This is a genomic window from Dietzia sp. NPDC055340, assembly GCF_053645335.1.
This window is the reverse complement of record NZ_JBSHML010000007.1, coordinates 22,896-41,489: the sequence shown is the minus strand read 5'-3', so window position 1 is coordinate 41,489 and position 18,594 is coordinate 22,896. Positions and strand designations below refer to the sequence as shown.

Annotated in this window: 21 protein-coding genes; 7 read left to right on the top strand and 14 right to left on the bottom strand. The window is 70.9% G+C overall.

The window, feature by feature from the left end; all coding sequences use genetic code 11:
* Positions 1 to 194 precede the first annotated feature (194 nt).
* Both ACWIFB_RS06770 and ACWIFB_RS06765 read right to left on the bottom strand, forming a co-directional pair.
* Positions 195 to 962 carry a TSUP family transporter gene (locus ACWIFB_RS06770; protein WP_454057740.1) on the bottom strand — a complete coding sequence of 256 codons (768 nt, stop codon included), beginning with the start codon at positions 960 to 962 and terminating at the stop codon, positions 195 to 197.
* 52 nt (positions 963 to 1,014) lie between these two features.
* On the bottom strand, positions 1,015 to 1,917 hold the full coding sequence (locus ACWIFB_RS06765; RefSeq protein WP_454057739.1) for a hypothetical protein: 903 nt from the start codon (positions 1,915 to 1,917) through the stop codon (positions 1,015 to 1,017).
* Between the two features lie 153 nt (positions 1,918 to 2,070).
* Between ACWIFB_RS06765 and ACWIFB_RS06760 the strand changes: the two genes are divergently transcribed.
* On the top strand, positions 2,071 to 2,649 hold the full coding sequence (locus ACWIFB_RS06760; protein ID WP_454057738.1) for a DUF1990 family protein: 579 nt from the start codon (positions 2,071 to 2,073) through the stop codon (positions 2,647 to 2,649).
* Here ACWIFB_RS06760 and ACWIFB_RS06755 read toward each other — a convergent pair.
* Complete coding sequence (locus tag ACWIFB_RS06755; RefSeq protein ID WP_454057737.1) at positions 2,629 to 3,243, bottom strand: TetR family transcriptional regulator; 615 nt, start codon at positions 3,241 to 3,243, stop codon at positions 2,629 to 2,631. The two genes, ACWIFB_RS06760 and ACWIFB_RS06755, sit on opposite strands and share 21 nt — an antisense overlap.
* A 78-nt stretch (positions 3,244 to 3,321) precedes the next feature.
* Here ACWIFB_RS06755 and ACWIFB_RS06750 point away from each other — a divergent pair, with 78 nt between their 5' ends.
* A complete protein-coding gene (locus ACWIFB_RS06750; protein ID WP_452100451.1) occupies positions 3,322 to 3,867 on the top strand; it encodes a DUF2020 domain-containing protein in 546 nt (181 codons plus the stop codon).
* Between the two features lie 10 nt (positions 3,868 to 3,877).
* On the opposite strand, the gene ACWIFB_RS06745 is transcribed toward ACWIFB_RS06750, so the two are convergent.
* From ACWIFB_RS06745 to ACWIFB_RS06725, 5 genes are all read right to left on the bottom strand, one after another.
* Positions 3,878 to 4,480 carry a TetR/AcrR family transcriptional regulator gene (locus tag ACWIFB_RS06745; RefSeq protein ID WP_454057736.1) on the bottom strand — a complete coding sequence of 201 codons (603 nt, stop codon included), beginning with the start codon at positions 4,478 to 4,480 and terminating at the stop codon, positions 3,878 to 3,880.
* A gap of 114 nt (positions 4,481 to 4,594) precedes the next feature.
* Positions 4,595 to 4,861, bottom strand: a complete 267-nt coding sequence (locus ACWIFB_RS06740) for an antitoxin (RefSeq protein ID WP_452100453.1) — start codon at positions 4,859 to 4,861, stop codon at positions 4,595 to 4,597.
* A 101-nt stretch (positions 4,862 to 4,962) separates the two neighbouring features.
* Entirely contained in the window at positions 4,963 to 5,241 is a 279-nt protein-coding gene (locus ACWIFB_RS06735; RefSeq protein WP_230930571.1) for a GlsB/YeaQ/YmgE family stress response membrane protein, read from the bottom strand.
* A 157-nt stretch (positions 5,242 to 5,398) separates the two neighbouring features.
* A complete protein-coding gene (locus ACWIFB_RS06730) occupies positions 5,399 to 5,716 on the bottom strand; it encodes a GNAT family N-acetyltransferase (protein ID WP_454057735.1) in 318 nt (105 codons plus the stop codon).
* Positions 5,713 to 6,609 carry a universal stress protein gene (locus ACWIFB_RS06725; RefSeq protein WP_452100455.1) on the bottom strand — a complete coding sequence of 299 codons (897 nt, stop codon included), beginning with the start codon at positions 6,607 to 6,609 and terminating at the stop codon, positions 5,713 to 5,715. Before ACWIFB_RS06725 ends, ACWIFB_RS06730 begins: the two co-directional genes overlap by 4 nt.
* Positions 6,610 to 6,861: 252 nt before the next feature.
* Between ACWIFB_RS06725 and ACWIFB_RS06720 the strand changes: the two genes are divergently transcribed.
* Genes ACWIFB_RS06720 through ACWIFB_RS06710 form a run of 3 tightly spaced genes read left to right on the top strand, consistent with a single transcriptional unit; the run spans position 6,862 to position 11,260 of the window.
* Positions 6,862 to 7,839, top strand: a complete 978-nt coding sequence (locus ACWIFB_RS06720) for a pseudouridine synthase (RefSeq protein ID WP_454057734.1) — start codon at positions 6,862 to 6,864, stop codon at positions 7,837 to 7,839.
* A gap of 59 nt (positions 7,840 to 7,898) precedes the next feature.
* Entirely contained in the window at positions 7,899 to 8,669 is a 771-nt protein-coding gene (locus ACWIFB_RS06715; RefSeq protein ID WP_230930575.1) for an ABC transporter ATP-binding protein, read from the top strand.
* On the top strand, positions 8,669 to 11,260 hold the full coding sequence (locus tag ACWIFB_RS06710; protein WP_454057733.1) for an ABC transporter permease: 2,592 nt from the start codon (positions 8,669 to 8,671) through the stop codon (positions 11,258 to 11,260). Before ACWIFB_RS06715 ends, ACWIFB_RS06710 begins: the two co-directional genes overlap by 1 nt.
* Here the strand turns inward: ACWIFB_RS06710 and ACWIFB_RS06705 are convergent.
* The 5 genes from ACWIFB_RS06705 to ACWIFB_RS06685 form a co-directional block, all read right to left on the bottom strand.
* Positions 11,250 to 11,753, bottom strand: a complete 504-nt coding sequence (locus ACWIFB_RS06705; protein ID WP_454057732.1) for a nucleoside deaminase — start codon at positions 11,751 to 11,753, stop codon at positions 11,250 to 11,252. The genes ACWIFB_RS06710 and ACWIFB_RS06705 overlap by 11 nt on opposite strands.
* Complete coding sequence (locus ACWIFB_RS06700) at positions 11,750 to 13,069, bottom strand: ankyrin repeat domain-containing protein (RefSeq protein WP_454057731.1); 1,320 nt, start codon at positions 13,067 to 13,069, stop codon at positions 11,750 to 11,752. Before ACWIFB_RS06700 ends, ACWIFB_RS06705 begins: the two co-directional genes overlap by 4 nt.
* Positions 13,066 to 13,701: a GntR family transcriptional regulator gene (locus ACWIFB_RS06695; protein ID WP_454057730.1), complete on the bottom strand. Its 636-nt coding sequence runs from the start codon at positions 13,699 to 13,701 to the stop codon at positions 13,066 to 13,068. Before ACWIFB_RS06695 ends, ACWIFB_RS06700 begins: the two co-directional genes overlap by 4 nt.
* 135 nt (positions 13,702 to 13,836) lie before the next feature.
* The gene (locus ACWIFB_RS06690) at positions 13,837 to 14,436 is read right to left on the bottom strand and encodes a TetR/AcrR family transcriptional regulator (RefSeq protein ID WP_452100462.1); all 600 of its coding nucleotides are present in this window, start codon (positions 14,434 to 14,436) and stop codon (positions 13,837 to 13,839) included.
* A 152-nt stretch (positions 14,437 to 14,588) separates the two neighbouring features.
* Positions 14,589 to 15,833 (bottom strand): fatty acid desaturase family protein, encoded by a 1,245-nt coding sequence (locus tag ACWIFB_RS06685; RefSeq protein WP_452100463.1) that lies wholly within the window; start codon positions 15,831 to 15,833, stop codon positions 14,589 to 14,591.
* 234 nt (positions 15,834 to 16,067) lie between these two features.
* On the opposite strand from ACWIFB_RS06685, the gene ACWIFB_RS06680 reads away from it, so the two are divergent.
* Positions 16,068 to 16,193 (top strand): hypothetical protein, encoded by a 126-nt coding sequence (locus ACWIFB_RS06680; protein WP_454057729.1) that lies wholly within the window; start codon positions 16,068 to 16,070, stop codon positions 16,191 to 16,193.
* Positions 16,194 to 16,316: 123 nt separating this feature from the next.
* Here ACWIFB_RS06680 and ACWIFB_RS06675 read toward each other — a convergent pair whose 3' ends face one another.
* Positions 16,317 to 17,177 carry a mycofactocin-coupled SDR family oxidoreductase gene (locus ACWIFB_RS06675; RefSeq protein WP_454057728.1) on the bottom strand — a complete coding sequence of 287 codons (861 nt, stop codon included), beginning with the start codon at positions 17,175 to 17,177 and terminating at the stop codon, positions 16,317 to 16,319.
* 102 nt (positions 17,178 to 17,279) lie between these two features.
* Here ACWIFB_RS06675 and ACWIFB_RS06670 point away from each other — a divergent pair, with 102 nt between their 5' ends.
* Positions 17,280 to 18,593: an NYN domain-containing protein gene (locus ACWIFB_RS06670; RefSeq protein ID WP_454057727.1), complete on the top strand. Its 1,314-nt coding sequence runs from the start codon at positions 17,280 to 17,282 to the stop codon at positions 18,591 to 18,593.
* Position 18,594 lies beyond the last annotated feature (1 nt).

Below are 18,594 nucleotides of genomic sequence, written 5' to 3'. Positions count from 1 at the left end.
CACGCTGAGGGGCCGGTCATACGGACCGGAGCACCTGGGGGGGTGCTGGCCCGCGGCCGGACAGGCATGCGAGGCGGCGTGAGCGCGCGATGCGCGATCCGCCGAATACGGGAACGGCGTCGGAAGCTGAGAGGCTCCGACGCCGTTTCTCTAGTTGGCCTCCAGCCCGCCTCTAACTCTCGAGAGACGCGAAGCTAGATGATCCCGGCAGCATGCCCGAGCCCCCGCCCGAGGAGCAGGACAGCGCCGGCGGTGACCACCACGACGGCAACCCTGCGGCCCGCCTCTGCGGAGACCCGCCGGGCCAGGACTCCTCCCAGGAGGACGCCGAGCGGCACCATCGCCACGATGAGGCCGATGACGATCATCGGTGGGAGCTCGGAAATGGGCGCGGCGCCGACGCCGATCTTGGTGATCACGGACGTGGCGCCCATGGTGCAGAAAATCGGTTGAAGGGTCGCGGCAAAGGACCGCTGTCTCCAACCAGTTGCCTGCGCGTAGACCAGCATCGCGGGAGCGGCCACCCCCACCGCGGTGTTGAGGAACCCTCCGGCGGTGCCGGCCACCGCAGCAGGGAAAGGGCCGCTGACCTGCGGGATGCGCGCGATCGCCGTCATGAGAAGCGTGCCCAGCAACGCCGCCCCGATGATGATCTCGAGCCAGCTGCGATCGACGGCGCCGACCAGGAGCGCGCCGGGCACGGACCCCACGACGATCAGGGGCGCGAGACGGCGATACCGACGCCAGTCGATGTCGCGACGCAGCATGATCGCGATGAAAGCAGCGGAAAAAGTGGTGGTCACGTTGGTCAGCAGGACTCCGGCGACGGGCCCGAGGATCAGCGACAGGGTCGGCGCCACCACGAGCCCGACCCCCATCCCGCTGACCCGCTGCAGTACCGTGCCGAGGACGACGGACACCGCCGCGACGATCAGGAGGGGTGGACCGATGTCGCCGAGCATGGAATACAGCATTCCAGGTGCGTTGGTCCGTGCTGCCGGCGGTGCGCGCCGCTCAGGCCAGGATCTGACGGGCGACCCGGTGTAGGCCGGCCAGCGCCTCGGCCTCCGCCTCCGGGCTGCGAGCGGTCTCCGGCTGGACCAACGTGATGTGCCACAGGTAGTCGCCGGTGACGAGGATCGTGTGCACCTCCACGCCGCCGCCGGTCGGCGCGGCGAGGCAATCGATGAAGGCGGTCGCCAGCGGCGGCGAGACGGGGCCCGGTGCGCCGGGTGCGGCGGGTGGCGCCCCCTCGACGGTGGCGGCCAGTGTGCCGCGGACCTCCGAGCACGCGTAGCGCGCGCCGAGCATCAGCGGCTGTCCGGCGAGCGCCGCCTCCGCTCCGCCCTGCGGCTCGACGACGCCGGCGGCGAAGGTGTCCGGCACGATGCCCGGCTCGAAGGCTGGCGGGGCGGGGGCTTCCGTGGTGGCGGTCGTGGTGGTCGCGCCGAGGTTCCAGGGGTCGGTCTCGTCGGCACCGTCGGTGCCGTCCAGGTCGTCGGTGCCATCAAGGCCGTCGGAGTCGTCCGGGTCGTCGAGATTGTCGTCGGAACCTGTGCCCGTCGCGGCCTCGGCCCGATCGGGCGAGCCCGGGCCACCGTAGGTACAGATCAGGCCCAGGTCGCCGGAGCCGGTCGGCTCCACGTCGGGCATCTCGGCATCGGTGAGCGTGATGACCTCGGCGGTCGTCAGGTCGAGCATCTCGCAGGCGTTGAGTCGCTCGTTGGCGGAACCGCTGCTCGCGATCATCGCCTCGGCGGCGTCCATCTGCAGGTTCGGGGTGAGTCGCGGCGGGCCGGACTCCGCCTCGTCGCCGAGACCCGAGCAGCCGGCGAGCGTCAGCGCGGCCACGGCGGCCAGCGCTCCGGTGACGCCGCGGGACGGGGACGGCGAAGTCGAACGCAGCGAGGAACGCATGGCCCCGATCCTACGGCGCGGGGTCGCGGGTCCCGCCTCCGCTCCTGCCCGCCACCCGGACGAGCCGACTCTGTGATCGGCGTCACCGTCTTGACGTCCGACGTTCACCGAGAGTGTGCCGTCCGCTCAACTGGTCTGGTGAGACTGCATGTCGTGGAGCCGATTTCTGACACCGTCACCGGGCGAGACCGCCGACCGGCGCAGCTGGGTGGCCGGGCGCTCGGCTATCAGCGTTCGATCCTCGCCGGTCCCGGTCGATGTCACGCCCCCGAGGGCTGGGCGGAGATCTCCCTGACCTCCCGGCTCGGCGAGGGGACGGCCCTGTTCGACGTCACCTCCGACGACCTCCTCGGCCTGGACGCCCACTGCCGTGCCGGGTTCCGGCTGGTCGGGGCAGACCCGGGCCTGCCGTCGGACGTCGACCTGCTGGACGGGCCCATGCGTGGCCCCTGCCGGGTGGTCGACAGGACCGACGAGTCGCTGCGGCAGGGGCTCGTCGTCGGCACCCTCGAGGGCAACCCCGCGGTGGCCGAGCACCGCTGCCACGTCGATCTGGATCCGGACACCGGCGCCGTGACGGCGACGGTCCGCACCACGTGGCGCCCCGGTTCGGCCTACGTCCTGCCCGGCGCCGGACGTCGCGAGGCGCGGGCGTACCGGCGGATGGGGCAGCGGCTCGTACGCGCGCTCGGGGCCTGCCGGGCGCCGGGATCAGGAGTCGTCGGGCCGTAGGATCACCGCATCGGTGACGGCGTCGAACGACTCGTCGATCAGGTTCTCCAGCAGCGCCCCGGATTCGTCGGTGCGCCACCGCTCCACGGCGACCCGCAGGATCGCGATGGAGGCCGCCGCCACCGTGGCCGCCTCGACCGAGTCGGGGGCCAGACCCTCCCGCTGGCACACCAGCTGGGCGAGCCGGCCCTCCAGCCGCGCGAACAGCGCGTGCATCTCGGTCTGGATGCCCGGTTCGTGCCGCCAGAGGTCGTGGAAGCGGTCGAACTCGGGGGACTCGCGCCGGGCCGTCGACACCTGGTTCCACATCAACCGCGACAGCGCCGTCATGGTGGGCACCGACCGGTCCGACAGAAACAGCTGCACCGCCTCGGGTTCGGCGGGCGGCACGTAGGGGATGCACGCGGCGACCTTGGACGGGAAGTAGTTGAAGAACGTACGCCGGGAGACGTTCGCGGCGCGCGCGATCTCGTCGACGGTGACGTCGTCGAGCCCGCGCTCGAGCACCAGGTCGAGCGCCACGCCGCTGATGCGGACCCGCACCTCGCGGCGGCGGCTCATGCCCGGCGGGCCGGAGGACTCGGTGCTGCTCATCTCGGCCCTCCTGTCCGTACCTCGTGTGATCGACTGCCGTCGATGTTACGGAGCGGCCTCCGCCCTATCCTGGCTGGCATGACCACTCGCACCGCCGCCGCCCTCGCGTCAGCCTCCGTGGCGCTCCTCGCCGTGCTCGCCGGATGCGGTGGGACGGGCTCCGATCAGGAGACCGGCACCATCAGGACCGAACCGCTGCCGGCCCCGGAGCGGGAACTGCCGCCGGTCCAGCCGGCTGCTGCCGCGGACTGCCCGTACCTGTCGGTGGCCGAGGCGGCGGAGACGGGCGCCGCCCCGGTCACCGAGGTGCGGATCGACGAGAGTATCGACCCGGCCGCCTGCTTCTTCTACGGGACGGACGGCTCCGTGGTCCTCACGACCACCGTCTATACGGTCGACTCCGCCGAGCGGGCGCGCGAGCTGGTGGCCGAGTCCGCGCCTGAGGACACGGCCGAGGAGGCCACCGCCGACGGTGGCTGGGCCGGCGCCCGCACCGGGGGCGCGGCCGGCGCGCTGGTCGTGCTGTCCCGGGGCGACCAGCTGCTGGCGGTGCAGACGGTCAACGAGGAGGCCGGCCCGGCGCAGCAGGTGGCCGAGCTGGTCGGCCCCCGCCTCGCGCAGTGACCGGCCCGGGTCAGATGGGGTCGGTGATCATGCCCAGGATCAGCTCGGCCATGCTTCGGGCGGTCATGGACGTGGTCTGGACCTCGCCCAGCATCGCGGCGGTGACGGCACCGTCGTGGAGCAGCGCCAACCGGTCCGCGAGGTCGGCGATGTTGTCCGGGTCCTGCAGGCCCATCCCGGCCAGCTCGGCGCGCAGGGTCTCGGCGACCCAGGCGCGCTGGTCGGCGACCGCGGCACGGATCGAGCGCTCGCCGTCGGTGTCGGGGCTGGGGAACTCGATCGCGGCCCCGATGTGGCAGGAGCCGGGGGTGGCGGGCTCGACCCGCTCGCGGATGATGTCGAACAGGGCCAGGACGCGGCCCCGGGCATCGGGCGAGCGGTCGGCGCGGCGTCGCCACAGCACCCGGTCCCGCTCGGCCACCGATCGTAGGTAGGCCACCACGAGCTCGTCCTTGGACCCGTACGTGTTGTAGAGGCTGGCCTTGGCCACGCCCGCCTCGCGCAGGATCCGGTCGATGCCCACGGCCCGGATCCCGTCGGTGGAGAACAGACGGGTCGCCGTGGCCAGGAGCCGCTCCCGCGGCCCGGGCTTGGTCGACCGTGTACTCGTCACGGGTTACAGACTATCGGCTGTGACCACCGACACCGCAGGGCCGGTGCCGCGTGGAGCGGGCGCCGGCCCCGAAGATCTGGCAACGGGTGCTCGAAGGGTGTCGAGCCGTGCCGGTCAGGCCGGCGGGCGACCCCCCTGCTCGGGGCCGGGATCGGGGGTGGGGGTGCCGTCCGGCGCGTCGGGCACCTCGGGGGCGTCGGCAGTGCGTCCGGTGAGGAACTCGCCGGCCTTCTCCTGCACGCGGTCCGTGTGCTGGGCGTGCTTACCGCCGGTCTTCCTGTCGAACATGTCGCCGGCCTTGTCGATGACCGAGTCCACCTTGTCCGGGTTCTTGCCTGCGAGTTCCTTGGCCTTGGCCAGGCCCTTGTCGAGAAATCCCATGTCGGAGTCCTTCCTGCCTTCCTGCCTGGTGGCCAGCGGCCCGGCTCCGCGTGGGAGGCCGGGCCGCTGGATCGTACGGGTTTGTGAGGGTTGTGGTGGGGTCAGACCTTGGTGCGCCCGCGGCCCTTGACGGCCGCGACCACCCAGATCAGCAGACACGCGCCGATGATCGCCGCGATGAAGCCCCACAGCGAGAAGGCCTCCGGCATGCCGCCACCCCCGGTGATCAGCGAGACGATAAGGCCTACGACGAACGCGCCGACGATTCCGGCTACAACGTTGGCGACGAATCCCATCTGGGCGTTCCGGCCCATGATCATGGACGCGATCCAGCCGGCGATTCCACCGACGATGATCCAGGAGATGATGCTCCACAGCATGGTGGTTGTCCTTTCCGAGAGTCGTTCTCGGCCCAGGGGTGGGCCGCTCACTCAGGAGAACACGATCCGGCCACGGACGCTTCCGGTCCACTCCACTGTGCGGTTAAACGTCGCTCATCCGTTACCGCGCCGTGTCCGGCTGTGGGCCCGGCGCTGCTCAGGCGAGGTCGGCCGAGTCCGGGTGTTTCTCGATGTACCGGGCGACGAACGAGCAGGCGGGATTCACGCGGAGCCCCTTGCCCCTCGTCTGCCGTAGGGCCTCGCCGATCATCCGGCCGGCCAGACCGCGACCGCCGAACTCGGTGGCCACGACGGTGTGCGGGAAGGTGCGCACCCCGGAGGCCGTGCCGGTCCCGGGCGCGTCCTGATAGTCGGCGAACCCGGCCACCACGTCGTCGACCAGGATCTCGAAGCGGCCGGCGACCTCGTCCTCACGGACCCGGATGTCCTCGGCGCTGCCGGGGTCCCCGCTCATTCGTGGGCCTCCGGACGGACGACCATCACGGGACACGGCGCGGCCTGGAGCAGCGCGCGGGACGTCGAGCCCAGGACCATGCCGGCGAAGCCGCCACGCCCGTGGGATCCGACGACGACGAGCTGTGCCCCTTCGGACTGCTCGACCAGGGCGCGGACCGCGCGGTCCCGGGTCACGTAGCGGGTGACGTTCACGTCCGGGAAGCGGTCGGCGAAGCCGGCCAGCCGTTCGGCCAGCGTCTGGTGCTGCTGCTCCTCGAGTTGGCTCCAGTCGTCGTCCGTGAGGGCGATCCCGGCGGCCGCGGCCTGGACCTGCGGGTCCATCCAGGTGTGGACGGCGATCAACTCGGCGCCGCGGGCCGAGGCCTCGGCGAACGCCCAGTCGGTGGCCCGGGCACTGATCTCGGAGCCGTCGATACCCACCACGACGGGGCCGGTGCTGTCCGGCTGATCGGTGTCCGTGCGGGTCACCACCACCGGGCAGAACGCGTGGCTGGCGACGGCCGCGGAGACCGAGCCCAGGACCATGCCCTTGATGCCGCCCAGGCCGCGGGAGCCCAGGACGATGAGCTTGGCCTTGCGCGAGTAGTCGATGAGCACCTGTGCGGGGTTGCCCTCGACCACGGCGTGGCCGATCTGGATCTCCGGAGCGATCTTCTGAGCGGTGGCCCTGGCGCTCTCGATGATCGGGTGGCACTCGCGCTCGAGCTCGTCGTAGACGGGCTGGGGCGGCACCATGCCCTCGGCGAACATGGCCGCCGGCATGGTGTAACTCGTGACGAGCAGCAGCGGGATGCCACGGGTGGCGGCGGTGTTGGCGGCGTAGGCGACTGCGCCGGTGGACGCAGCAGAGCCGTCGACACCGACTACAACGGTGTTCTCGAGGGAAGCCATGCCGTCAGCGTACCGCCGGGATCGGCCTGCGGAAGCGGCTTGGCGAAGGGTGGGCGAACGGGGTTACGCCGCCTCGGGGAACGGGGCGTTCGACGGGTAGGCGAGGTTGAAGCTGCCCTGGAACGCGGGCAGGATCGCGCGGCCCGGGCCGAACAGGAAGAAGTCGACGACGGCGTCGATCATGGTTGCTCCTGGTGCTGAAGTGATAGATGAGGCGCAGGTGAGTGTAACGCACGGATTAGGCTCGGGGGTATGGCCAGTTCTGGTTCCCGGCGCAGCCGCCGGCCGCTGCCCCTGCGCGACGGCGTCGACCCGGTCCGCATCCGGCTCGCCGACCCCGGCCAGGGGCCCCGCAGCATCCCCGAGGAACTGCGGCGCCGCTTCCCCGACCGGCTCGCCGAGCTCGAGGCCGCACTGGCCGCGGGTGAGGTCGTCACCGCCGACGGCAGCCCCGTCACCGGCGAGACCAGGCGCCACCGGGGGATGGACGTGTGGATGTACCGGACCCCCGGGCCCGAGACCGAGGTGCCCTTCGACCTCGTGGTGCTGCACCGGGATGACCGCCTCGTCGTCGTCGACAAACCGCATTTCCTCGCCACCACGCCGCGCGCCGGGCACGTCACCGAGACCGCACTGGTGCGGCTCCGCCGCGACCATCACGGACTCGGCGACCTGGCGCCCGCGCACCGCCTCGACCGGCTCACCGCCGGCGTGCTGGTGTTCACCGCCGACCCCGCGCACCGCGGCGCCTACCAGGAACTCTTCGCCGCCCGCCGCGTCGACAAGACCTACCTCGCCGTGGCGCCGGCGCCGGACGGCACGCCCGAGGTGCGCGAGCGGTCCAGCCGGATCGTCAAGACGCGCGGCATCCTCCAGGCCGCCGAGGTCGACGGCGAGGCCGACGCACACACGCGCATCACGCTGCTGGACGCCCGTGACGGACTGGGCCTCTACCGCCTCGAGCCCACCACCGGCCGCACCCACCAGCTCCGCGTGCACATGAACGCCCTGGGTACGCCGATCCTCGGCGACGACCTGTACCCCGACGTGCTCGAGGTGACCCCCGGCGACTTCACCCGCCCGCTGCAGCTGCTGGCGGAATCGATCGCGTTCACCGATCCCGTCTCCGGCGAGCGGCGCAGGTTCACCACCCGTCGCACACTGGAGCAGTGGCCGACCGCGCCCGATGAGCCCGAGCCCGATCAGGGTGGAAACCAGGGCCATCCCTGATCCGTCCCGGTCCCCGGATGCTGCATGCTTTAGTCGACCACCACCTTGCGAGGGAGCACATGACCACCCAGGCCGAGACCCACCAGCAGCCCGGCGCCGCGGAGCCCGTGGCCGCCATCGCCACCGACCTCGTCATGACCTACGGCGAGGGCGAGACCGAGGTGCGCGCCCTGGACCACGTCAGCGCCACCTTCGCCAAGGGCCGGTTCACCGCCATCATGGGGCCGTCCGGCTCCGGCAAATCCACCCTCATGCACTGCATGGCCGGGCTCGACCGGCCCACCTCCGGGTCCGTACGCATCGGCGACACCGAGATCGTGGGCCTTCCGGACAAGCAGCTCACCGCATTGCGGCGCGACCGGATCGGCTTCGTGTTCCAGTCCTTCAATCTCGTGCCCACCCTCACGGCCGAGGAGAACATCACGCTGCCGCAGGACATCGCCGGCCACCGCATCGACCGCGCGTGGTTCGACGAGGTCGTGGGGCGCCTGGGCATCGGCGACCGGCTCTCGCACCGGCCGTCCGAGCTGTCGGGAGGGCAGCAGCAGCGCGTCGCCTGCGCCCGCGCCCTCGTCGGCCGGCCCGACATCCTGTTCGGCGACGAGCCCACCGGCAACCTGGACTCCACCTCCTCCGCCGAGGTGCTGTCCATCCTGCGCAGCGCGGCCGACGACTTCGGGCAGACCGTCGTGATCGTCACCCACGACCCGCGCGCCGCCACCTACGCCGACCGCGTCCTGCTGCTCGCCGACGGGCGGCTCGTGCGCGAACTCGAGAGCCCCACGGCGGACGAGATCCTCGCCGCCATGGGCGACCTCGAGGAGCGGTGATGGCCACCGCGAAACACCAGGCCCGCCACTCCCGACCCGACGAGCACGCACCGCGGCATGCGCGGCCGATGCTGCGGGTCTCCCTGCGCAACATCGCCGCGCACAAGCTGAGGCTGCTGCTGTCGGTGCTGGCCGTGGTGCTGGGGACCGCGTTCGTCACCGGCTCGCTCGTGTTCACCTCCACGCTCAAGAGCACCTTCGACGGGCTGCTCGAGCAGGGCACCGCCGACCTGTCGGTGATGATCGAGCCCGAGGATCCGCGCGGTGCCGGGGTGCCGTTCGAGGTGGCCGACCGGCTCGGGGAGATGCCCGGCGTCGCCGCGGCCATGCCCGAGGTGTCCGGGACGGTCGTGCTGTTCAACGCCGACGGCACCCCGTACCAGTCCGGCGGGGCCCCGTCCGAGGGCCTGGCCTGGATCGATCCCGAGCAGGCGGTCGGCAGCAGCAACGAGATGGTCGACGGGCGCACGCCCGCCGCCGACGGCGAGGTCGTTCTGCCCGAGGGCGTGCTCGAGGGGGCCGGCCTGGCGATCGGCGACACCGCGCAGGTGTACACCACCTCGAACGGGATGATCGACGTCACCGTCGTCGGCGCCTACACCAGCGACACCGACGTCGGCGGCTACGTCGGCGTCGGCTTCACCTCCGAGCAGGCCCGCGCGCTGTTCAGCGACGGCGAGAACGCCAGCAGCGTCTCCGTCCGCGCCGAGGAGGGCGTGGGCCAGGGCGAGCTGCGGGACGCCATCGCGGCCGAGTACCCCGACTTCTCCGTCAGCACGGGCGAGGAGGTCAAGGAGCGGCTCTCGGACCAGCTGGGCACGATGCTGGACTTCATCAACTACTTCTTTGTGGCGTTCGGCCTGATCGCGCTACTCGTGGGCACGTTCATCATCTACAACACCTTCTCCATGCTGGTCGCGCAGCGGCTGCGGGAGCTCGCACTGCTGCGGGCGATCGGCGCCTCCCGGGGTCAGATCACCCGGTCGGTGCTGGCCGAGGCCGCCGTCACGGGGATCGTCGGATCCGCGATCGGTGTGGTGGCCGGGTTCGGGCTGGCGCAGGCGATCTTCATGGTGCTCGACGCCCTGGACCTGGGCATCCCGGCCGGCGACCTGGCGCTCGCCACCTCGTCGGTGGTCACGCCGCTGGTGCTGGGTTTCCTCGTCACCCTGTTCTCCGCCTGGGCCCCCGCCCGGCGGGCCGGACGCGTCGCCCCCGTGCAGGGTATGCGCGTCGGCTCCGTCGCCACCGAGGCCGGCGGCGGCATGCGCACGTACGTCGGCGTCCTCGCGGTCGTCGCGGGTCTCGCGCTCGCGCTCATCGGCACGTGGCAGGACACCACGAAGTCCGGCGCGATCACCGTCGGCGTCGGCGCTGCGGCCCTGATTGTCGGCAGCTTCCTGGTGATGCCCGCCCTCGCGCGGCCCATCGCCGGTGGTATCGGCCGGGTCATCGGCGCGCCCTTCGGTGCGGTCGGTCGGCTGGCCGCGACCAACGCCGGGCGCAACACCCGCCGCACCGCGGCGACCGCGTTCGCGCTCACCCTCGGACTCACCCTGGTCGCGGCGTTCGGCACTCTCGGCGCCACCACCAAGGAGAGCATCAGCGGCATCATCGACCAGGACATCAAGGCGGACGTCGTCGTCCAGGGCGTCGCCTCGCAGGGGCCGCCGGTGCCGCTGCCCGGTGCCATCGAGGAGCGGATCTCCGCCGTCGACGAGGTCGGCGAGGTCGCGTACCTGGCGTTCGGGTTCGGCGTACTCGGCGGGGAGCAGCAACTCATCTCCGCCGCGGGCGGCCCGGTCGAGGAGATGATCGACGCGACCGTCGTGGACGGCTCGCTCCAGCCGGCCGAGGACTCGCTCGTCGTCTCCCGCTCCGTGGCCCGCGACAAGGGCTGGACGTACGGCAGCACCGTGCCGCTCGTCGGGCCCGACGGCAGCGAATCCACCCTGCGCGTCACCGGCGTCTACGAGGACTCGCAGGTGCTGGGCCAGTTCTACACCGGTAGGGACGTGTATGAGCGCCTGGTGCCGGAGAACCTGCGGACCACGTTCAACGTGCTGGTCTCTCCGGCGGAGGGATTCACCTCGGACCAGGCCCGGGAGGCGGTCACCGCGGAACTGGCCGACACCCCCATCGCGATGGTGCAGAGCAAGCAGGAGTATATCGACCAGCAGACCGGTGGGGTCGACCAGTTGCTCACGATCATCTACGCCCTGCTGGGGCTGGCCCTGGTGGTCGCGGTGCTGGGCATCGTCAACACGCTGGCGCTGTCGGTGATCGAGCGGCGCACCGAGATCGGGATGCTCCGCGCCGTCGGCATGCAACGGTCGCAGGTGCGGCGAACGGTCAATCTCGAGTCCACGCAGATCGCCGTGTTCGGCGCGCTGATCGGTGCTGCGGTGGGCGTCTACCTGGGCTGGGCGTTCGTGACCGTGCTGGCGTCCAGCGGGCTGCAGATGACCACCATCCCGTGGGGGATGATCGGCATCGTGCTGGTGTGCTCGGCGTTCGTCGGTGTGCTGGCCTCACTGTGGCCGGCGCACCGGGCGGCCAAGACCGGGCCGCTCGAGGCGATCACGGACTAGCAGCACTCCGTGCAGCCCGCTCGTGGAGCCGGCGTACCTCGTCGGCCAGCTCAGGCACAGGGCCGGCAACGGGGACGTCCGGCGCGACCTGCGTGATCGGCAGACCGGCCACCGGTCCCGGGTTCACGCCGAGCTCGGCCATCCACGCCGCGTACTGCGCACCGCTGGAGGCGAACACGATGCGACCGAGCCCCACGAGGGCGTGCGCTGCGCTGCACATCGGGCAGTGCTCGCCCGAGGTGTAGACGGTCGCCGCCGCGCGCTCGTCGGGGGTGAGGTTGTCGGCCGCCCACCGCGCGATCGCGAACTCCGGGTGCCGGGTGGCGTCGCCGCCGGAGATGCGATTGCGGTCGGAGAACCGGACCCGCCCGGCGGCGTCGACGAGGACTGATCCGAACGGCTCGTCCCCGGCCTCTACCGCCGTGGTGGCCAACTGGATGCATCGGCGCAGGTGGGTGATGTCGTCGTCGTCATACTTGTTGTGTTCGGTCACGGTCCCTCCTCGAGCAGGGCGACGACCTGCCCCTGGCCGCGCCCGGCGGCCAGGTCGCGCGGCGAGGTACCGTCGCCGTCGGGCAGGGTCGGATCCGCGCCGCCGTCCAGCAGGATGCGGATCGTCTCGAGATGGCCGCCGGTGCCGTCACCGTAGATGATCGCCTCGTGCAGGGCGGTCCAACCGAGGTCGTTGACGTGGTTCACGGGCACCCCGGCATCCACCAGGATCTGTGCGGTGCTCGCGTAGCCGCCCTCGCCGGCGGGGATGAGCGCGGTGCCGCCGAAGCGGTTGGTGCTGGTCACGTCCGCGCCGTGCGCCAGGGTCATGGTGAGGATCTCGTCCAGGCCCTCGGCGCCGGCGTACAGGAACGCCGAGTCCTGGATGTCGTCCTGCGCGTCCGGGTCGGCGCCCAGGTAGAGCAGCAGTGCGGCGACCCGCGGGTGATTGTTCCTGGTGGCAACGACCAGCGGGGTCTGGCCCTGGGCGTTGCGGGTGTCGAGGTCCGCGCCGCGGCGCAGCGCGAGCGCGGCGGCGTCGGGGTCGCCGCTCGCTGCGGCCTGCAGCAGTTCGGCGTCGGCGTCGCGGCCGGGCGCGTCGGCGCGGTCGGCGGCCACGGCCTGCTCGATCAGGCTCGCCTGCGACGTCAGCCCGTGGCGGCGCGCCAGTTCGAGAGGGGTGGCGCCGTCCTGCTGCGCGGGGATCGTGAGGTCACCCCCGGCGGCGACGATCACGCGCACGCTGTCCATGAAGTCGGTGCTGTCGCCCCGCGCGGGGCGTCCGGCCTGGTCGGCGAAGATGAGCGCCTCGTGTAGGCCGGTCCAGCCGAGGTTGTTGACGTGGTCGATGTCCACGTCATGTCGGATGAGCCGGCCGATGATGTCGGCGTGCCCGCGCTCGGCCGCGCGGATGAGACCGGTGCCGTCGTAGGAGTCCAGCGAGGTCATGTCGGCACCGTTGGCGAGGGTCAGGTCGAGCAGTTCGGTGTACCCCTCCGAGGTGGCGATGAGGTAGGCGCTCTGCACGGTGTCGTCGGTGGCGTTGACATCGGCACCGCGGGCAATGAGCTCACGCGCGGCGGGCACATCGTCGGCCCACGCGGCGGCGATGAGCTCGGTGTCGAGCCGCTGCTGTTCCTCGGGGCTGAGGGTGGGCGCGGTGGTGGGCGTCGCGGTCTCGGTGACGACCGTGGAGGGGGCCGCCTCGGGCGTGGGGGCGGCGTCGGTCGCGGTGTCGGTGGCGCAGGCGGTGAGGAGCAGGGCCAGGGCGGCCACGCCGACGGTGGCGCCAGCTCCTCGCGGACGGTGACGGATCATGTGGGGTCCTTGAGGTCGTGAACCGCCTGCCGGCTGGAGGCGGCGTGGGAGTGGATGAGCGCGGCCGCCGCGGTGGTGTCGCCGGCGGCGATCGCGTCGGCGATCGCCACGTGCTCGGCGTGGAGCACCGCGGCGTCGCCGTGTTGTCGGTGCACCCAGGCCAGGCGTGGCCGGATGGTGCTGAGGAGTTCGTGGGTGATGCTCCCGTGCGCCTGGTCCAACAGGACGTCGTGGAAGCGGGCGTTGAGGGCGATTGCGCGGGTGGTGTCCCCGGCCTCGATCGCCGCGCCGGCCTCTGAGGTGACCGTGTGGAGGGCGACGACGACGAGTTCGTCCGCTTCTTCCGCGAGCCGGACGACCAGCACCGTCTCGAGGACTTCGTTCAGGACGATCAGCTCGTCGATCTCGGCCTCGGAGTAGTGCCGTACCTCCATCCCGCCGGCCGGTCGCTCGCGGGTGAGTCCCTCGGCGAGGAGGTCGCGCAGGGCGTCCCGGACGGGGACCCGCGATACCTCGAGTTGGGCGGCGATCCGCTGCTCTATCAGGCGGGATCCCGGCGCGTATTCGCCGGAGAGGATGCGGTTGCGGATCGCGTCGCGAACGGTCGGGGTGGTGAAGGAGGGCCGTGGCACTCGTTTAGTATACAAAAACACGGGGTCGGCGCAGGGCGCCGCGACGAGGCTCACGTGCAGACAGGCGAGCCCCCGACGGCCTGGGGGCAGGGCGTCGGGGGCTCGGGATGGTGCTGTGGGGCTGGCGGCGCCTGGCTAGCGGCGCAGGCCGAACAGGTTGCGGGGGCCGCGGTGCTCGTGGCGTGCGAGCGCGGCGCTGAGCAGCTCGGAGTCGTGCGCGCGGTCGACGGCCTGGCCGGCGAGGCGGCCGACGGTGCGCTCCCAGATCAGGCCCTCGAAGACGGCGAGGAGGTCCATCGCGGCGACCGCCGGCTCACGCATCCCGGTGGCGTCGAGCGCGTTGGTCAGGTCGCTGGGGTCCAGCAGTGAGGACACGAGATCGGTGGTGTCCTCCTTGCCGGAGAGCTCGATGATGAGCGCGGACCGCGCGGCCAGCTCGCCGCGGTAGTCGGCGAGCAGGGCCTCGATCATGCGGGAGAGCACCCCCAGCACGTCGTCGGCGTTCGTGGACGCCAGCTCCTGGATTCCCGAGACCTCGACGAATCCCCGCAGCAGCGAGGTGACCCGGTCGACGGTGAGACCGACCAATTGTGCCCGGGTGCGGCAGTAGTACGAGGTCGAGCCGGAGGGGAGGCCCGCCTCGGAGTCGACGGCCCGGTGTGTGAGCGCCCGGATGCCGTCCCTCGCCACGACCTCGATCGCCGAGTCGGCGATCAGCATTCGCCGGTCCTCCATGGGTACTCCCGTCGTCATGTGTGACTGGTGCTGGACTGGTACGGCCGACTTCCGGGGTCAGCCTATCGCCGGTTCTACAACTGGGGCGTCGAAATCACGGACGCCCTCGACACCTGATCAGGTGTCGAGGGCGTGGCGGCGTGCGATTCAGGTCAGGAGACCGGCACGTACTTCTTCGCGCGACGGCGGGCGCGCTGCTGGCGTAGCGCCGTCTTGAGTCCGGCGCGCTTGCCGTTCCCGGCGGTCGGCTTCGGCTCGGGGAGCCCCTCGAACATCCGCTCCGAGTGGGTCTCGGGTGCGTCGTCGGCGGTGTCCTTGAGCATGTGGTTGGGCAGTGACATCTTGGCGATGGTGCGCCACGCCTTGAGGTATTGCACCGGAAGCGAGCCGGCCACATACGGCAGGTCGTACTTGTCGCACACCTCGCGCACCCGTACGGACGCCTCCGCCAGGCGGTTGGACGACATGTCCGGGTAGAGGTGGTGCTCGATCTGGTACGACAGGTTGCCGGACATGAAGTCGATGACCGGGCCGCCGGTGAGGTTCGCGGAGCCGAGCATCTGGCGCAGGTACCACTCGGCCCGCGTCTCGTTCGCGAGGTCCTTCTTGGTGAACTTCTCGGCGCCGTCGGGGAAGTGGCCGCAGAAGATCACGGCGTTGGTCCACACGTTGCGGATGCCGTTGGCCACCAGGTTGGCGGTCATGGTGGACTTCCAGCCCTTGCCCGACAGTGCCGGGTAGAACACGTAGTCCTTCGCGAGCTGGCGGCCGGCCTTGCGCAGGAACAGGGCGACGTTGCGCTTGGTCTCCTCGCGGTCGTCGCGGCCCTTCACGACCTTGCCCAGCTCCAGGTACTGGATCCCCACGCCCCACTGGAACAGCAACGCCAGGGCGGTGTTGTAGGCCAGGTTGCCGTAGTAGAAGGGGTGCCAGCGCTGGTCGCGGGTCACGCGGAGGAGTCCGTACCCCACATCGTCGTCCATGCCGATGATGTTCGTGTACTTGTGGTGCATGTAGTTGTGGGTCTGCTTCCAGTGCTCGGACGTGCCCACGTTGTCCCACTCCCAGGTGGTGGAGTGGATCTCGGGATCGTTCATCCAATCCCACTGCCCGTGCATGATGTTGTGCCCGAGCTCCATGTTCTCGACGATCTTGGCCACACCGAGCGCGCCCGCGCCGATCGCCCACGCGGTCTTGTTGCGAGAGCCCACCATCAGCAGCGCCCGGGCGCCGACCTCGAGGCCGCGCTGGAAGCGGATGGTGTTGCGGATGTAGGTGGCATCTCGCTCACCCAGGGAGCCGATGATGTCCTGACGGATCTGCTCCAGCTCCGCGCCGAGCGCTTCGATGTCATCCTCGCTGAGATGTGCGAACTCTGGGATGTCGGTGATTGCCATGAAGCTACGGTACCGTAAGTTACGGTCCCGTAGGTTAGCTTTGTCGGGTGAGTCACACTCCGCGGCGATAGTCCACCGCAGGGTGAGGGCGGGGCGGCACAGCCGTGACCAGTGCGAAAAGTGTGGGAGTCGCCACGGATATCACGGTTGTGTAACGTCGGGCCGGTTGGTGGCGACATACCGGACGTACTCGGTCGCACACCGCCGGGAAGAGACACTGACGAGGGGACCAACATGAGCAACGCGAACGACATTTTCCTGCAGGCCATCCAGCCCGTGGTCGACATCTTCTGGACCATGGTGTGGAGCGCCACGGGGTCGACCATCAGCGTCCCGCGCCCGACGGCCCCCCAGGGCTGATAGCCCGCACAGCGCAACGCAGCACAGCACAAGGCAGCACGGCGCAAAACAACGCAGCGCAGGCGGCCCGGCTCCCTCGATTGAGGGTGCCGGGCCGTTCTCGTGTCTGGCAAGCGCGGTCGGTCAGCGCCCGAACTTCTCGCTTCCGCCCAGGTCGACGGGGATAGAGGCGCCGGTGATGCCGGCGCCGGCATCACTGCACAGGTACAGGGCCATGGAGGCGATCGACTCGGGCCCGACCCACGGCTGCGGCATCTGGTTCATGCCGGCGAAGGTCTCGGTGGTGTCCTCGAGCGTCGTGCCCTGTCCGCCGGACATCATGGCGATCATCGACGGGTTCTCGATCATCGGCGTGCGTACGTTGCCGGGGTGGATGGAGTTGCACCGCACGTTGGAGAAGCCCAGCTCCCCGGCGAGGGCCTTGGCCAGACCCCGGACGCCCCACTTCGAGGTCGCGTAGCTGGCGGTGAAGGAGCCGCCGCGCAGCGCGACCATCGAGCTGATGAGGATGACCGCGCCGCCCCGGCCGGTGGCCAGGATGTGGGGAATGGCCACGGTGGTGGTGACCCAGGTGCCCTTGAGGTTGATGTCCAGGGTGGAGTCCCACTCCTCCTCGGTCCGCTCCCACGACGGGATGGGCTGCGGCGAGACCCCGGCGTTGGCGACCACGAAGTCCAGGCCACCCAACTCGGCGACACCGGCGTCGACGGCCTCGCGCATCCCCGGCATGTCCCGCACGTCGACCTCGCCCGTCACGCAGCGCCGCCCGAGCGCGCGCACGGCCTCGGCGGTGGCCTCCAGGTCCGCCGGGTTCGCCATCGGGTAGGGCACGGACTCGATGTCGCGGCACAGGTCGAGGGCGATCACGTCGCAGCCGGCAGCGGCGAAGGCCTCGCAGTGGGCGCGGCCCTGTCCGCGGGCGGCGCCGGTGACCAGCACGACCCTTCCACTGAGGTCGGTCGGCGTGGCGAAGGGTTGTGACATCGAGAGACTCCTGACGTTGTTCGGTAGCGACCCCTGCGGGTCCGTGCGCCCTGCGGCATGCTGGAAGTCAACGAATGACAACCAGAACAGGTCGTGATCATCATGCTTCAACGAACTCTGATCCTCGTCGATACGTCTTACCTACTGGCGAGTTTCTATAACTCGTGGGAGGAGGGGGCGCGCGGTCAGCTGGAGATCTCTCTGGCCACGGTCGTGCACCGTTTAGATCAGGTCGCGCACGGTCTGGTGGATCAGCCGGTCCAGCGCCAGAACTGGTACGACGGCATCCCGGATTCAGGACCACACCGCTATCAACGGACACTGCGCGTCATCGAGGGCGTGCAGTTGCGGGCCGGTCAGCTGATCGAGTGGGGTGAGCGCCGGACGCAGAAGGCCGTCGACACCCTGCTGGTCGCGGATATGATCCAGGCCGCGTACAAGGGGCACTGTTCCGACATGGTCCTGGTCACCGGCGACGCCGACATGATCCCGGGCGTCCGGGTGGCCGTCGACGCGGGCGTGCGCATGCACCTCGTCGGATTCGGCTGGGATTCCATCTCGTCCGCGCTGCGCCACGCCTGCGACACCACGACCGTGCTCGATCCCCGCACGGACTTCCACGACGCCATGCAGATCCGGGTCCTCGAGGGGCCGATCCCGCCGAAGGTGCGCACCGCGGCCCCGCGCCCTGCGCATCCCGGCGAGGAGACCCGCGATCCGGAGGCGGAGGAGACCGTGGACATGGTCGACGTGCAGTTGCGGTCCGACCGCGCCGCCGCGACCACCGTGGCGGACGAGACGCGCCAGACCGTGGCCGACGAGGAGCTCGCGGCCGAGGCCGAGGAGCTCGCGGCCGACGAGGAGGAGTGCGCGGCCATTGTCGATGACGCCCACCGCGAGGACCCTGCCGGCCCTGCCGGCCCTGCCAGCCCTGCCAGCCCTGCCAGCCCTGCCGATCTGGCCGATCCGGCCGATCGGCCGGCAGTGCCGAAGCCAGGCCAGGTGCCGCCGGCGCCCCGGGCCGAGTCGCCGGCCGCGGCTGCGCCCGCGTCGGATGAGCCGACGGCCAATGGCTCCGCGCGGCCGAGCCCGTCGATGATGGCCCCGCATCGTCGTCCGCTGCGGTCGAAGTTCGTACCTCTGCCCGAGGAGGTGTGGACCTCCTCCGGTGAGCAGACCCCCTTCGACGTGGGACAGCAGTACGCCACCTGGTGGTACGAGCAGGCCGCCACCGAGGAGCAGCGCGACGACGCGCATCTCCTGTCGGGCGGGGTGCTTCCGCCGGCGATCGACAGGCCATTGCTGCAGTTCGCCTGCCAGATGCTCAACGAGTTCACGCTCACCGAGGCCCAGCGCGTGCGTCTGCGTGACGGATTCCACGAGGGCATCCGGGCGGTCCTTCTCAAGCACCGCTGAG